The sequence below is a fragment of the Endobacter medicaginis genome (genome assembly GCF_014192375.1).
Classification (GTDB): Bacteria; Pseudomonadota; Alphaproteobacteria; order Acetobacterales; family Acetobacteraceae; genus Endobacter; species Endobacter medicaginis.
In genome coordinates, this window is sequence record NZ_JACHXV010000001.1 from 145,673 (window position 1) to 160,330 (window position 14,658).

12 protein-coding genes are annotated in these 14,658 nt (G+C 68.4%); all 12 read left to right on the forward strand.

Features of this window, described 5'->3' with window-relative positions:
• The first annotated feature begins 1 nt into the window (after position 1).
• The 12 genes from FHR90_RS00705 to FHR90_RS00760 all read left to right on the forward strand — a co-directional run bounded on the left by FHR90_RS00705 (position 2) and on the right by FHR90_RS00760 (position 14,640).
• Positions 2-2,284: an FUSC family protein gene (locus FHR90_RS00705; RefSeq protein WP_183274588.1), complete on the forward strand. Its 2,283-nt coding sequence runs from the start codon at positions 2-4 to the stop codon at positions 2,282-2,284.
• Positions 2,281-2,475 (forward strand): DUF1656 domain-containing protein, encoded by a 195-nt coding sequence (locus FHR90_RS00710; protein WP_176624421.1) that lies wholly within the window; start codon positions 2,281-2,283, stop codon positions 2,473-2,475. Before FHR90_RS00705 ends, FHR90_RS00710 begins: the two co-directional genes overlap by 4 nt.
• Positions 2,468-3,412, forward strand: coding sequence for an efflux RND transporter periplasmic adaptor subunit (locus tag FHR90_RS00715; protein ID WP_176624419.1), 945 nt, complete (start codon positions 2,468-2,470; stop codon positions 3,410-3,412). Before FHR90_RS00710 ends, FHR90_RS00715 begins: the two co-directional genes overlap by 8 nt.
• 2 nt (positions 3,413-3,414) lie before the next feature.
• Complete coding sequence (locus FHR90_RS00720) at positions 3,415-4,911, forward strand: efflux transporter outer membrane subunit (protein ID WP_176624417.1); 1,497 nt, start codon at positions 3,415-3,417, stop codon at positions 4,909-4,911.
• Between the two features lie 275 nt (positions 4,912-5,186).
• Positions 5,187-6,206 (forward strand): sugar-binding transcriptional regulator, encoded by a 1,020-nt coding sequence (locus FHR90_RS00725; RefSeq protein ID WP_183274589.1) that lies wholly within the window; start codon positions 5,187-5,189, stop codon positions 6,204-6,206.
• The gene (locus tag FHR90_RS00730) at positions 6,203-7,840 is read left to right on the forward strand and encodes an FGGY-family carbohydrate kinase (RefSeq protein ID WP_183274590.1); all 1,638 of its coding nucleotides are present in this window, start codon (positions 6,203-6,205) and stop codon (positions 7,838-7,840) included. Before FHR90_RS00725 ends, FHR90_RS00730 begins: the two co-directional genes overlap by 4 nt.
• Complete coding sequence (locus FHR90_RS00735) at positions 7,837-9,342, forward strand: glycerol-3-phosphate dehydrogenase (RefSeq protein WP_176622736.1); 1,506 nt, start codon at positions 7,837-7,839, stop codon at positions 9,340-9,342. The genes FHR90_RS00730 and FHR90_RS00735 overlap by 4 nt, the downstream gene beginning before the upstream one ends.
• A 13-nt stretch (positions 9,343-9,355) precedes the next feature.
• Entirely contained in the window at positions 9,356-10,291 is a 936-nt protein-coding gene (locus tag FHR90_RS00740; protein ID WP_176622734.1) for a sugar phosphate isomerase/epimerase family protein, read from the forward strand.
• Between the two features lie 58 nt (positions 10,292-10,349).
• Complete coding sequence (locus tag FHR90_RS00745; protein ID WP_218061965.1) at positions 10,350-10,997, forward strand: DUF2291 family protein; 648 nt, start codon at positions 10,350-10,352, stop codon at positions 10,995-10,997.
• Entirely contained in the window at positions 10,994-12,586 is a 1,593-nt protein-coding gene (locus FHR90_RS00750) for a sugar ABC transporter ATP-binding protein (RefSeq protein WP_176622732.1), read from the forward strand. Before FHR90_RS00745 ends, FHR90_RS00750 begins: the two co-directional genes overlap by 4 nt.
• On the forward strand, positions 12,580-13,623 hold the full coding sequence (locus FHR90_RS00755; protein WP_176622730.1) for an ABC transporter permease: 1,044 nt from the start codon (positions 12,580-12,582) through the stop codon (positions 13,621-13,623). The genes FHR90_RS00750 and FHR90_RS00755 overlap by 7 nt, the downstream gene beginning before the upstream one ends.
• A 63-nt stretch (positions 13,624-13,686) precedes the next feature.
• Entirely contained in the window at positions 13,687-14,640 is a 954-nt protein-coding gene (locus FHR90_RS00760) for a D-ribose ABC transporter substrate-binding protein (protein WP_176622728.1), read from the forward strand.
• Positions 14,641-14,658 lie beyond the last annotated feature (18 nt).

Sequence of the window (14,658 nt, forward strand, 5' to 3'; positions counted from 1 at the left end):
GATGGCGACCATCGCCATGCATGCGTCAGGGCGAGGCGGCGCACGGAGCATCGCAGTCGCCTTGTGGCGCGATCCCCGCTTCGACACCTTGCGCAGGCGCTCGGCCTATATGCTCCGCGTGCTGGCTGCGATCGCCATCGCGCTGTGGCTTGCGGCCTGGCTTCAGTTGCGCAATCCCCAGTCCGCGGTCACCACCGTGCTGATCGTTGCCAACCCCTCCGTGGGTGCCATCGTGTCCAAGAGCGTCTGGCGCATCATCGGGACGCTGCTGGGGGCGGCGGTGGCGATTGCCGCGTTCTCGGCCTTCGGTCAGACGCCATGGCTGTTCTTCGCCACCGCAGCGCTGTGGGTCGGGCTCTGCTGCTTCGCCTCGACGGTGCTGCGCTATTTCAAGGCCTATGGCGCGGTGTTGTCGGGATACACGCTGGCGATCGTCGCGGCTCCCACCTTCGCCGAGCCGGACAACGTCCTGATCAGCGCGCTGTCGCGTCTGTCCGTCGTGGTCATCGGCATCATCATCGCCGGGGCGGTGTTCCTGCTCACCACGCCGCAACCCAGACCGGGTCCGTTGCTGGCCCGGGTGCGCAGTCTTGCCGCCGAGGCCGCCTCGCTGCTCGAGCTGGCGAGCGAAGTCCCGCAGGATCCGGCCGCCTGGTCCGCGCGCCTCGCGGCGCGTCGGCGTGCCCTTGGCGCAGGGGTCGTCGCGGTGGACGAGCAGCTCGAATTCCTTCCAGCTCCCGACCCGCGGACCGCGGCCACGCTGGTGCGTCTGCGCCTGGCCTGTGCGCGGCTGCTGGGCGTGGTCAGCGGCCTCGGCCCGATCGGCCGCGTCGCCGCGTGGCTCGTGCCGTTCAATGCCGTCGGGCCGGACGAGCGCACCTTGACCGCCCTCGTCGAGCAGGAGGCGCTCGATCGCATGCGCGCCGCACTGGCCGTGGTCGCCGATCCGACGGTCGCGCCGGCCGAGGCCAATGTCGCCCTGGCGGAGGCCCGGGCGCAGTTTGCAAGACTTTCGGAGCGCCTGTCGGCGGAGACCTCGCGGCTGCACGCCGCGGTGGCCCCCGGCCATGTCGCGGAGCTCGCGTCCGATCTGCGCGGACTGGCGGTGATCGATCTGCTCGGCCTGCTGCTGGGGCGCATCGAGGAGGTTCTCGGTGCGCTCGACAGCCAGCCGCCGGCGCGCAGCACCCGGATGCCTCTGCGTCTGCGCGGATTCCTCGACTGGCGAACGGCCCTGCGCAACGGCGTGCGCGGGGCGCTCGTCACCCTGATCTGTGCCGGGTTCTGGTACGCGACGGAGTGGCCGGATGGACCCAATCTGCTCGCCTATGTCGTGCCGGCCGCAAGCCTGCTCGCCACCGCGCCGAGCGCCGGCCACGCCGCGCGGGAATTCGCGCTCGGCACGGCGATCTCTGCGGTCGCCTCGGTCGTCACGGTCACGACCCTGCTGCCGCAGGCCGTCGGCTACTGGCAGGTCTGGCTCGCGATGAGCCTGATGATGGCTCCGTTCATCTGGCTGCAGCTCGACCCGCGCTGGGTGCGCATCTCGACCGGCTATCTGATCTTCTTCTCCGCCCAGCTCGGCGTGCAGAATCCGTTGCACCTCAACATCGAAGCCACGCTCAACAGTTCGTTGGCCTATCTTCTGGGCTCGGCGATGGTGATGCTGGTGTTCGCCGTGCTGCTGCCACCGAACGATCTGCGCGAGGGCCGCCGTCTGACCCGCCTGCTGCAGCGCAGCGTCGAAGGCTGCGCACGCTCATCGAGCTGGAGCCGCGCCCGCAGCGGATATCACCGCGGCGCGTTGTGGGAACACTGGCACATCCAGGTCATCGAGCGCCTCACCCAGCGCGCCGCCGGCCTGCCCGCCGCGCTGCACAACGATCTGGTCGACGGCGCGACCTCCAGCATCATTCTCGGACGTGCCCTGTTGCGGCTGCAGGAGCTTGCACCGCAACTGCCGGCCGCGCCGCGCGACGACGTGCGCGAGGCGCTGGGTCTGCTGCGCCACCTGTCGCGGGACCCGCTCGGGACGGCGCGCAGGGTGCGGGCGCTGTCGCTGCGAATGCCGTTGAGCGTCGAGGGGGTCACCGATGAGGGCGCTACCGACGATCACGAATCCGGCGTCTCGCATCATGTCGTCGCCGCCACCCTCCGCCAGATCGCGGATGTCCTGGCCGCCTACCCGGCCTTCTATGATCGTGCGGGACCGCTGCAGGCCCTGTTCGCCGAGCCACGGCGGGTCCGCCTCGCCCACATGCTGCCGGCGGAGCGCGCCTGGTGACCCACGAACTCTCCCTCGACGACATCCTGTTCGCCCCGATCGTCGCGTATGCGCTGGTCGCGCTTGCGATCATGGTCCCGGTCCGCTGGGCGATGTGGCGGGTCGGCGTGCAGCGCTGGGTCTGGCATCCGGCCCTGTTCGAATTCTGTGTCTATCTCATCATCCTGTCGCTGCTGGTGATCCATGTCTGATCGTTTGAAGTTCCTCCAGCCGGCATTCCGCGCGACGGTGCGCGCCGTTCTGACAGTCGCGATCGTCGCCGTTGCCGCCGTTCTGGTTCTCGATCTGTGGAAGATCTACATGCGCGCGCCCTGGACCCGCGACGGTCGCGTACGCGTGCATGTCGCCGCCATCGCGCCGGAGGTGTCCGGCACCGTCGTGTCGGTGCCGGTGCTCGACAACCAGTATGTCCACAAGGGCGACCTTCTCTATCAGATCGACCCCAGGAGGTACCGCTACGAGCTCGCACAGGCGGAGGCGCGGGTGGCTGGCGCGCGCGAGGACATGCGTCTGCGGATGTCCGATGCCGAGCGCCGCCGAGGTCTCGGTGGCATCGTCTCCGCCGAGGAGCAGGAACGGTTCAACTCGACCGCGCAGACGGCTCAGGCCGAACTCGATTCGGCGCTCGCCGCCCGCGACGTCGCCGCCTACAACCTCGACCACACGACGCTCCGGGCGCCGTTCGATGGCTGGGTGACCAATCTGCTGCTCCGCGTGGGCGATTACGCCAGTGCGGGATCGCCGCGGATCTCGCTGATCGATGCGCACTCATTCTGGATCTATGCCTATTTCGAGGAGACGAAGCTGCACGGCGTGCGGGTCGGTGATCCGGCGCGGATCGTGCTGATGGGCTACAGGCCGGTCCTGACCGGTCACGTCGAGTCGATCGCCCGCGGCATCAACGATCAGAACGGCCTGTCCGACCGGCTCGGTCTGCAGGACGTCAACCCGGTCTTCACCTGGGTGCGCCTCGCCCAGCGGATCCCGGTGCACGTCGCGATCGATCGCGTCCCCGACGGCATCGTGCTTGCCGCCGGCATGACATGCTCGGTGGCGGTCGGGGCCGAGGCGGCAGACGATCATCACCCGCATGGTCGAGTGCTGACATGGCTCGAGGACAACCTCTGAGCATGGATACCGTCCGCCTTCACCGGCTGTGTCTCGGCGTGACCCTGCTGCTCGGCGGGTGCACGGTCGGACCGGATTACCGGCCCGATCGGGTCGACCTGCCGCATGGCTTCAATGCCGCGCCGGACGGTGATGTCGGCGCCGGCTGGACTCGCGCCACCCATGACTGGTGGGCACAGCTCGGCGACCCGGTGCTCAACGACCTGGTCGAAATCGCCACCCGCAACAACCTCGACATCCGCGAGGCGAGTGCGCATCTGCTCGCCGAACGAGAGCTGCGCGCCCGTGACGAGGCCGCGCTCTCGCCGCAGGTCAGCGTCGGTGCTCAGGCCGGCAACTTGCAGTATTCCACGGCGACCGAGTATCCGCCGGGCCTGACCGGTGTCGACAGCAACACGCGCTTCTGGGGCTATTCGCTCAACGTGTCGTGGGAGCTCGACGTCTTCGGGCGCGTTCGTCGCGGCCTCGAGGCGCGCGATGCCTCGGTCGACGCGCTTGAGGCGCAGCGCCGGGGTGTCCTGCTGGCGACCGTGTCCGAACTGGTCAGCGACTACGCGGCGCTGCGTGCCGCGCAGGCTCGCCGTGAGGTCGCCCTGGCCAATCTGCGGTCCACCCGGGATTCCGCCGCCCTCGTGCAGCGTCTGTATGCCCGCGGGCTTGCCAACACCCTGCAGACCGCCGAGGCGCAGACCGAGGTCGATCGTGCCCGTGCCACCATCGCGCCGTTCGACACGGTGGCCACCCAGGCGCGCGATGCGATCGCGGTGCTGCTCGGCCGCCCGCCAGAGGCGATCGGAGTGGACCTGAACACGCCACGGGCGTTGCCCACGCCACCACCACTGCCAGCGGTCCTGCCGTCTATGGTGGTCGCCAACCGTCCCGACATCCGTGTCGCCGAGCGGCGCTACGCGGAGGCGACGGCGCGTATCGGCGTGGCGGTGGCCGCGCTGTATCCTGATTTCACGGTGCCGCTGACCTTCGATCCGTCCTCGGCGATGATCCACACGCTGATGACCACCAACGCGCTGGCCTGGAGCGCGCTGCTGTCGGCCACCGCACCTCTCTACACCGGCGGGCGGCTGTCGGCGCAGGTGAAGGCCGCCCGCGCCGAGGCCGAGGCCGCGCGGCTGGACTACCAGCACACGATCATCCGCGCCTTCGCCGAGGTCGAGGATGCGCTGGCCGCCTTTCACAACGAAGCCACCCGTCAGGGCGCGCTCGCCGATGCGGTGCGTGACAGCAGCGCGGCCCTCGACCGCTCCGAACGCCTCTACGGCGCCGGGTTGACCGGCTATCTCGACGTGCTCTCAGCGCAGCGCAGCGCCTATGCGGCGCGCGATGCGCGCATCACCAGCCAACTCGCCCTGATGAGCGATGCGGTGAATACCTATCGCGCAATCGGGGCCGGCTGGCAGGGCATTTCAGTCACCGAGACGACGCTTCCGGTCCCGCACGATGAACAGGCCAGATGGGCGAAGCACTGGCGGCCGCACGTCTGAGCAGAGAGAAGCTCTTCTTTTTCTGAAGAAAAAGAAGCAAAAAGACTTCTAATTGTTTCGGGCGGGTCCCGCGCGCTGGACATGGCTCAAACCGCGCGCAGACGGATGAAGTTCTTTGGTTCTTTCTTTCAAGAAAGAAAGATACCGGCCACACGACGGGACGATTGACATCCGGCCCGGCACGGGCCTACCGTCCGCCTCACTGAAAAAAATTACACATCGAGAAATTAATAACAGGCACCAAGGCTGATCGATGTGAGGGTGGAAGACGATAGATGGCACGTGTGCCGAGCCAGACAGAGGACGAGGCCAGTCTCGCGATCCGCGCGGCATGGCTGCATTTCATCGGGGGCCTCACCCAGGGCCAGGTCGCCGAGCGGCTCGGCGTGTCGTCGGTCAAGGCGCACCGGCTGATCACCCGCGCCACCCAGATCGGCGCGGTCAAGGTCAGCATCGAGGGTGATGTCGCCGAATGCGTCCGGCTCGAGGTGGAGCTTTCCGCGCGCTACGGGCTCGATTACTGCGAGGTGGTCCCGGACATCGAGCTGCACGAGGCGCCGCTGCGCGAGTTGGGTGCGGCGGGTGCGGCCTTTCTAAGGCGCGAGATCGAGGCGCATCCGAACAGCGTGATCGGCATCGGCAACGGCCGCACCCTATCGGCAGTGGTCTCCGAACTGCGTCGCGAGGCGGCGCCGGGCGTGCGGTTCGTCTCGCTGCTCGGCGGGCTGACCCGCAATTATGCCGCCAATCCGTTCGACGTGATGCACCGGCTGGCCGAGAAGACCCACGGACAGGCCTGGACGATGCCGGTGCCGTTCTTCGCCAACACCGCCGACGACCGGCGCGTGCTGCTCGCCCAGCGCGGCGTGCAGGAGGTGCTCGACCTCGCGGGTGAGGCGAAGATGCTGCTGGTCGGCATCGGTGCGGTCGGTACCAGCGCCAATCTGGTGGCCGCCCATGTGCTTGAGCGCGAAGAGATTGAGGCCGCGGCCGCCGAGGGCGCGGTGGGCGAACTGCTGGGGCATTTCTTCGCCGCCGATGGCCGCGTGGTGGCGACCGGCCTGAGCGCGCGGGCGCTGTCCCCCGCGCTCGACAGCCTGCACGGCCGCCGCGTGGTCGCCGTCGCCGGCGGGGCGGACAAGACCGATGCGCTGGCCGCGGTGCTGAACGGCGGCATCCTCAAGGGTCTGGTCACCGTCGAGCAGACCGCTCGCGCCCTTGTCGAACGCGCCGAACGCGTCGACGCGCAGGCGCGTCCGACGCGCCGTGCCGGGGCGCTGAAGGTGGTGAAATGAGCGACGCCGACAGCCTCGTCATCGGCATCGACGCCGGTACCTCGGTGATGAAGGCGGTCGCCTTCACGCTGGCCGGAGCGCAGATCGATGTCGCCGCGCGCCCCAACCGCTACACCGCCGGCGCCGACGGTTCCGCGACGCAGGACATGGACCGCACCTGGGCCGACTGCGCTGCCACCCTGCGCGAGCTGGCCGAGCGCATCCCCGGCCTCGCGCGCCGTACCGCTGCCATCGCCGTCACCGGCCAGGGCGACGGCACCTGGCTGGTCGGTGCCGGCAACCGCCCGGTCGGCGAGGCCTGGCTGTGGCTCGATGCCCGCGCGGCTGCCCGCACCGAGCGCCTGCGCCGCGGGCCGGGCGAGCGCACGCGCTTCGAGACCACCGGCACCGGCCTGTCCACCTGCCAGCAGGGCCCGCAGCTCGCCGAGATCGCCGCGACCGAGCCCGAACGCCTCGCCCGCGCCGAGACCGCCATGCACTGCAAGGACTGGCTGTTCCTGAATCTCACCGGTATTCGCGCCTCCGATCCCTCCGAGGCGAGCCTGGGCTTCGGCGATTTCCGCACCCGCGCCTATGACGACAGCGTCATCGCGGCACTCGGCCTGTCACGTTACCGGCGCCTGCTGCCCACGATCATCGACGGCTCCGAACAGACCTGCCCGCTCGATGCCGCCGCCGCCGCGGCCACCGGGCTGCGTGCCGGCACCCCGGTCAGCCTCGGCTTCATGGACATCGTCTCCTCCGGTCTTGGGGCGGGGGTCTACACACGCGATACGCCCGCCGCCTGCACCATCATCGGCTCCACCGGCATCCACATGCGCGCGGTGCGCAACGCCGATTTCCATCTCAATGCCGAGGGCACCGGCTATGCGATCGCGCTGCCGGTGCCGGGGCTGGTCGCACAGATCCAGTCCAACATGGCGGCGACGCTCAATCTCGACTGGGTGCTCACGCTGGCCGCCGACATCGCCGGCCAGTTTGGCGAGCGTCCGGCCCCGCAGGCGGTCATGGGCCGCATCGAGGCGTGGCTGGAGGCGAGTGCACCAGGAGCGATGCTCTATCACCCCTACATTTCGGATGCCGGAGAGCGGGGACCGTTCATCGACCCGCAGGCGCGCGCCTCCTTCATCGGCCTGCGCATGGGTCATCGGTTCGCCGATCTGGTCCGCGCGGTGATCGAGGGCCTCGGCATGGCCGGGCGCGACTGCTACGCGGCGATGGGCGAAATCCCGGCCGATGTGCGCCTCTCCGGCGGGGCTGCGCGCTCGCCGGGGCTGCGCCGGCTGCTTTCGGCCGCGATCGGGGCGCCGGTGCGCATCTCGGCGCGCGGCGAGGCGGGGGCTGCGGGGGCGGCGATGATGGCCGCCGTCGCCATCGGCGCCTATCGCAGCATGGACGACTGCCTCGACGAATGGGTGGTGCCGCGCCTCGGCGCGCTGGAATCGCCCGATCCGCGGCTGACGACGTTCTACGCCCGGCATTTCGACAGCTACCGAGTCGCGCGCGATGCGCTGCCGCCGGTCTGGTCGGCGCTCGCGTCCGAACGCAGCGCGGCTGATCTGACGCTCTCGGCCGCGCCGCTGCCGGTTTCCGTATCGGCGCAGATGCGCAAGGACGAAAGGCTCAAGGCATGACCGAGACGGTCGATCTGTTCGTCATCGGCGGCGGCATCAACGGTGCCGGCATCGCGCGTGACGCCGCCGGGCGCGGCCTGTCCGTGATGATGGTGGAGAAGGGCGATCTCGCCGAAGGCACCTCGTCGCGCTCGGGCAAACTTGTCCATGGCGGCCTGCGCTACCTCGAGTACTACGAGTTCCGCCTCGTGCGCGAGGCACTGATCGAGCGCGAGGTTCTGCTGGCCAGCGCGCCGCACATCATCTGGCCGATGCGCTTCGTGCTGCCGCACAGCCCGACCGACCGTCCGGCCTGGCTGGTGCGGCTGGGTCTGTTCCTCTACGACCATCTCGGAGGCCGCAAGCGCCTGCCCGGCACACGCAGCCTCGATCTGCGCCGCGACCCCGAGGGGGCGCCGATCCGCGACGAGTACCGTCGTGGCTTCGAATATTCCGATTGCTGGGTGGACGATGCGCGCCTCGTGGTGCTCAACGCGCTCGATGCGTCGGCCCGTGGCGCGCGCATCCTCACCCGCACCGCGTTCACCGGTGCGCGTCGCGACAACGGTCTGTGGGTCGTGGATGTCACCGACACCCGCACCGGCCTGCGTCAGAGCATCCGGGCACGCGCCATCATCAATGCCGCCGGCCCCTGGGTGAAGCAGGTAATCGACGATGTCGCGGGCACCCACACCACGCGCAGCGTCCGCCTCGTCAAGGGCAGCCATATCGTCACGCCGAAATTCTGGGACGGCCCGCACGCCTATCTGGTGCAGAACCACGACAAGCGCGTGATCTTCATCAATCCCTATGAGGGCGACCGCGCGCTGATCGGCACCACCGACATCCCCTATGACGGCCGCCCCGAGGCTGTCGCCATCGACGAGGCGGAGATCCGCTACCTGCTCGATGCCGTCAACCGATACTTCAAGCAGACCCTGCGTCGCGAGGATGTGCTGACCTCGTTCTCCGGCGTGCGCCCGCTCTATGACGACGGCAAGGGCAATCCCTCGGCCGTGACCCGCGACTATGTGTTCGACCTCGACACCGAGGGCGGTGCACCGCTGCTCAACATCTTCGGCGGCAAGATCACCACGTTCCGCAAGCTCTCCGAGCACGCCCTGCAGAAGCTCGGCCCACATCTGCCGTCGATGGGACCCGACTGGACCGCGCGTTCCGTCCTGCCCGGCGGCGACCTGCCGCAGGGCGATCCGGCGCTGTATCTCGAGGCGTTGTCGACATCGCATCCCTGGCTGCCGCGCGATCTCGCGCGCCACTATGCGCGGACCTATGGCAGCCGCACCGCGCTCCTGCTGGGCGAGGCGCGCGATCTCGACGGGCTGGGTCGGCATTTCGGCGGCCTGCTGCGCGAGGCGGAAATCCGTTATCTCGTCGAGCACGAATGGGCGGAACAGCCCGACGACATCCTTCTGCGTCGTACCAAGCACATCCTGCATCTCTCGCCGGACGAGGCCGCGGACTTCCGCGAGTGGTTCTCCGCGCGCATGCGCGATGCGGCCTGAGGAGCGCGCCACCATGAACCTCACCCTGTCTCTGAACACCAACCCGCTGGTCAACCGCTTCGCCGAACCCGACGATCTGATCGAGACGGTGGCGCGCGACATCCGCATCCGCGATCTCCAGCTCACTCATGAATTCATCAACCCGTCCTGGGATGCTGCGACCACGACCCGGCTGACCGCGCAGATGTCGCGCGCCTGCCGGCGCACCGGGGTGCGCATCACCTCCGGCATGACCGGCCCCTATGGCCGGCTCAACCATTTCGGCCACCCGGATGCCGGCGTGCGCGCCCATTACGTTCAGTGGTTCAAGCGCTTCGCCGAGCTCATCGCCGAGCTCGGCGGCCACGCGATCGGCACCCAGTTTGCGATCTTCACCTATCGTGACTGGGATGATCCCGCCCGCCGAGCGGCGCTGATCGACATTGCCATCGACTGTTGGGCCGAGGTCGCCGATCATGCGCGCACCGCCGGACTGTCGTTCGTGTTCTGGGAGCCGATGTCGATCGGCCGTGAATTCGGTGAGACCATCGAGAGCTGCCTGGCACTTCAGGCGCGGCTCGATGCGTCCGGCTTCGCGATTCCGATGAAGATGATGGCCGATATCGACCATGGCGACATCACCTCCGCCAATCCCGACGATTACGACCCGTATGCCTGGGCACGTGCGGTGCCGCGCCATTCGCCGATCATCCATATCAAGCAGTCCTTGATGGACAAGGGCGGGCATCGGCCGTTCACCGCTGCCTTCAACGCCCGCGGCCGCGTGCAGCCGGCGCCACTGCTCGCCGCCCTCGCCGAGGGCGGTGCGACAACCAATGAGGTCTGCCTGGAGCTGTCGTTCAAGGAACGCGAACCGAACGATCGCGAGGTGGTCGGCCAGATCGCCGAGTCGGTCGCCTTCTGGGCACCGTTCATCGACACCGGCTTCGCGGAGCCGCACGCAGCCTGAAACGTGATTGAGCGGCCGAGCGGCGCGACAGAATGCCGCCGGCCAGGGGAGCAAGACGATGACGACCACAGCGATGAAGCCTTCGGCCCGGCGGCTGCCGGCGTGGATGCTGCCCGGTGTCGCGGGGGTGTTACTGCTCGTGGCGATGGCACTGAGCACGCATGTCGTGGTGATCGGCTCGAGCGCCGACCAACGCGAGGAGGCGTTCTCGCCCGACGCGTTCGCGGCCGGGGCATTTCCGAAGATTGCCGCTTGGGTCGACAGTCACGCCGCCGATGCTGCCGATTTGGCGAGAGGCCTAGCCAGCGACCGTGACGCCACCGTCGCGAAGCACGGCACGCCCGGCAGCATAGGCCCCGAGCTTGCCGTCCGCTTCACCGGCACGCTCGGCGAGCCGCAGCGCGGCATCTATCCGGTCAGTGTCGCCGGCCTGCCCGACGGCCAGCATATTCGCGTGCAGATGGGCCCGGCGATCAACGGTACCGATCTGCGCGACGTCACCGGCACCATCGCCTTCGGTCAGTTCCGCAACCAGATCGACTATCAGAACGCCGCCGCGGCGATCAATCGCGAGATGAAGAAGCAGGTGCTGGCACCACTCGGCACGGCCTCCCTGTCGGGAAAGACGCTGACGGTCACGGGTGTGTTGCAGATGATCAATCCGACCAGCTGGCTGGTGACGCCGGTCGCGGTGAAGATGCCATGAGCGCGCACACGCCCCGCACGCCGCGTCCGGGCGGCGACATCGTGCTTTCGGCCCGCGACATCACCAAGACCTATGGCAGCACGCGTGCCCTGCGCGGCGTCGATTTCGACATCCGCGCCGGCAGTGTCACGACGCTGTTCGGCGAGAACGGTGCCGGCAAGTCGACGCTGATGAAGATCCTCTCCGGCGTGGTCACGCCGAGTTCGGGCCATGTCGAGCTCGACGGGAAGCGGGTGGAATTCACCTCCTCGACCGACGCGCGTGCGCGCGGCATCTCCATCATCCACCAGGAGCTCAGCCTCGCGCCGAACCTGTCGGTGCGCGACAACATCTTCATGGGCCGGGAGCTGCGTGGCCCCGGCGGCGGGGTCGATTTCGCAGAGGAGACGCGGCAGGCGCAGCGCCTGATGGCCGAGCTCGGCCAGGACATCGATCCCGGCGCACTGGTCGAGACGCTGCGCCTCGGCCAGCAGCAGATCGTCGAGATCGCCCGCGCGCTGTCGGTGGATTCGCGCATCCTGATCATGGACGAGCCCACCTCTGCGCTGAGCGCGTCCGAGGTCGATGTGCTGTTCCGCGTCATCGACGACCTCACCCGGCGCGGCGTCGCCATCGTCTATATCTCGCATCATCTCGAGGAGGCGCTGCACGTCACCGATCATGCGGTGGTGCTGCGCGACGGTGCGATGACCGCCCGCGCACCCGCCGCCGAAATCGACCTCGAATGGATCGTGCGTCACATGGTCGGCGACCATTACGATCTCGGCAGCCCGCCCACGGGCTACGAATTCGGCCCGGTCGTGCTGGAGTTCGACGCTCTCGGCGTGGTCGATCCGGCCCGTGGTGCAGCCAGGCTGGTCGACCGGCTGTCGCTGTCGGTGCGTGCCGGCGAGATCGTCTGTCTCTACGGGCTGATGGGGGCGGGCCGTACCGAGCTGCTTGAATGTGCCGCCGGACGGGTGCCCGCGGCCTCCGGACGGGTGCTGCTGGAGGGCCGCGACATCACCTCGCTCACCATTGCCGAGCGCATTGCCTCGGGCCTCGCCCTGGTGCCGGAGGATCGGCAGCGCGACGGTCTGGTGCAGACGATGACGGTGGGTCGCAACCTCTCGCTCGCGTCGATCCGCAGCTTTGTCGAGCGCACGCTGCTGTCGGACCGGCGCGAGCGCGCCATCGTCGACGCTGCGATCGCCGATGTCCGCATCAAGACCGCCGGCGGCGAGGCGATGATCGGCGCGCTGTCGGGCGGCAACCAGCAGAAGGTGGTGATCGGCAAGATGCTGGCCACTCACCCACGCGCCATCGTGCTCGACGAGCCGAGCCGCGGCATTGATATCGGTGCGAAGGCGGAGGTGTTCCGCATCCTCGCGCAGCGCGCCCGCGAGGGGATGGCAGTGATCTACTCGACCTCGGAGGTGGCCGAATGCTTCGCCGTCGCGCACCGCATCGTGGTGCTGCGGCGCGGCCGGATCTCGGCCGAGTTCGGCCCCGATGCCTCCCGCGACGACATCATGGCCGCTTCCGGCGAAGCGGTGCTGACTGAACCGACTCCGCCGATGGTGACAGATGGGAGCCCTGTGACATGCTGACCGCCACCGTAGCCCGCCAGAGCGGCGCCATCCGCCGCCCCGAACTTGGCCGCATCCTGCTGGAGGGGCGCGCCTTCTTCGCGCTGATCGTGATCATCGCGACCTTCGCCATGCTGTCGCCCTATTACCTGACGCTGTCGAACCTGATGACGATGTCGTCGCACGTGGCGATCTTCGGCCTGCTGGCCCTGGGCATGCTGCTGGTGGTGCTCGATGGCGGCATCGACCTGTCGGTCGGCTCGACGCTCGGCTTCTGCGGCGTCGTCGCCGGCTTCCTGATGCAGGGCGTCAGTCTCAAGGCGTTCGGTGTCATCCTGTATCCGCCGGTCTGGGCGGTGGCGGTCCTCTGCCTGGCCCTTGGCGGGCTGATCGGGCTGGTCAACGGCGTGCTGGTGTCGCGCTTCAAGGTGCCGGCCTTCGTCGCGACCCTGGGGGTGATGTACATGGTGCGCGGCTGCGCGCTGCTGATGACCAACGGGCTCACCTACAACGATCTCGGCGGCAATGCCGCACTCGGCAATACCGGTTTCGACTGGCTGGGCTTCAACCGCATCGCCGGCGTGCCGGTCGGTGTCGTCGTGTTCGCGGCCGTGGCGGTGGCGACCGCGCTGGTGCTGTCGCGCGCGCCGTTCGGCCGCTGGCTCTATGCTGCCGGCGGCAACGAACGCGCCGCGGAGCTCTCCGGCGTGCCGGTGAAAAGGGTCAAGGTCTCGGTCTATGTCGTCTCCGGTGTCTGCGCGGCACTCGCCGGGCTGATCCTGTCCTCGCAGCTCACCTCCGCCGGACCGACGGCGGGCACCACCTACGAGCTGACGGCGATCGCTGCGGTGGTGGTCGGCGGTGCGGCGCTGACCGGCGGGCGCGGCAATGTGCGCGGCACGCTGCTGGGCGCGTTCGTGATCGGGTTTCTTTCAGACGGGCTCGTCATCATCGGCATCTCGTCCTACTGGCAGACGGTGTTCACCGGCGCAGTCATCGTGCTAGCGGTGATGCTCAACGCCGTCCAGTACCGCAGGCGCCCGGCACGCGCCGCATGACACGGATTTCCTAAAGGGGGAAACGGCCGGGCGGTGCCCGGCTGGCAAAGAAGGACACCAACAATGTTCAAGACCACCAGGATGATGCTCGCCGCCTCCGCGGTCGCCATCGGCACGCTCGGCGCCGCCCATCCCGCATCCGCCAGCGGGCTGCTCTCGATCATCGTCAATGACCCGTCGAATCCGTTCTGGATGGCGGAGGGCAACGCTGCCGCGGCGGAAGCGAAGAAGCTCGGCTATACGCCGAACGTTTCCGCCCACAAGGGCGATACCAATGTCGAGAGCAATCTCGTCGACACCGCGATCACCAACCATGCCAAGGCGATCATCCTCGATCCGGCCAATGCCTCGGGCTCGATCGGTGCGGTGCGCAAGGCGGTCGCCGCCCATATCCCGGTGTTCCTGATCAATGCCGAGATCAACCAGGCTGGACTCGCCCGTGCGCAGCTCGTCTCGAACAACGCCCAGGGTGCTGCGCTGGGCGCGATGGAATGGGTCAAGGATGTCGGCGAGAAGGGCGACTATGCCGAGCTGACCGGCGCACCGTCCGACAACAACGCGGCCACCCGCGCCAATGGCTACGAGACGGTGCTGAGCCAGTACCCCGACCTCAAGCAGGTCGCCTCCCAGGTCGCCAACTGGGACCGCACCCAGGGGCATGACAAGATGCAGAGCATGCTGCAGGCGCATCCCGACATCATCGGCGTGATCAGCGGCAATGACGACATGGCGCTGGGTGCGATCGCGGCACTCAAGGAGGCTGGCAAGCTTGCTGCGGTGAAGGTCGGCGGCTTCGATGGCTCGCCCGACGCGGTGGCCTCCGTACGTGCCGGCGAGCTTCAGTACACCGTGCTCCAGCCGGTCACCGCCTTCGCCGCCAAGGCGGTCGACGAGGCGGATTCCTGGCTGAAGACCGGCAAGACCGGTGCGGCGACCGAAAAGCAGATCTTCGATTGCGTGCTGATCACGAAGTCCAACGCGGACAAGTATACCGCGCCCTTCGTGCTGTCGAAGTAACGCCTGGTGTTGCAGGTG

Excerpts from the sequence above, each read along its gene's own strand:
- FHR90_RS00745 (WP_218061965.1), top strand. The coding sequence starts at position 10,350 with ATGACGACCACAGCGATGAAGCCTTCGGCCCGGCGGCTGCCGGCGTGG.
- FHR90_RS00715 (WP_176624419.1), top strand. The coding sequence starts at position 2,468 with ATGTCTGATCGTTTGAAGTTCCTCCAGCCGGCATTCCGCGCGACGGTG.
- FHR90_RS00755 (WP_176622730.1), top strand. The coding sequence starts at position 12,580 with ATGCTGACCGCCACCGTAGCCCGCCAGAGCGGCGCCATCCGCCGCCCC.
- FHR90_RS00760 (WP_176622728.1), top strand. The coding sequence starts at position 13,687 with ATGTTCAAGACCACCAGGATGATGCTCGCCGCCTCCGCGGTCGCCATC.
- FHR90_RS00730 (WP_183274590.1), top strand. The coding sequence starts at position 6,203 with ATGAGCGACGCCGACAGCCTCGTCATCGGCATCGACGCCGGTACCTCG.
- FHR90_RS00725 (WP_183274589.1), top strand. The coding sequence starts at position 5,187 with ATGGCACGTGTGCCGAGCCAGACAGAGGACGAGGCCAGTCTCGCGATC.
- FHR90_RS00750 (WP_176622732.1), top strand. The coding sequence starts at position 10,994 with ATGAGCGCGCACACGCCCCGCACGCCGCGTCCGGGCGGCGACATCGTG.
- FHR90_RS00720 (WP_176624417.1), top strand. The coding sequence starts at position 3,415 with ATGGATACCGTCCGCCTTCACCGGCTGTGTCTCGGCGTGACCCTGCTG.
- FHR90_RS00740 (WP_176622734.1), top strand. The coding sequence starts at position 9,356 with ATGAACCTCACCCTGTCTCTGAACACCAACCCGCTGGTCAACCGCTTC.
- FHR90_RS00705 (WP_183274588.1), top strand. The coding sequence starts at position 2 with ATGGCGACCATCGCCATGCATGCGTCAGGGCGAGGCGGCGCACGGAGC.
- FHR90_RS00735 (WP_176622736.1), top strand. The coding sequence starts at position 7,837 with ATGACCGAGACGGTCGATCTGTTCGTCATCGGCGGCGGCATCAACGGT.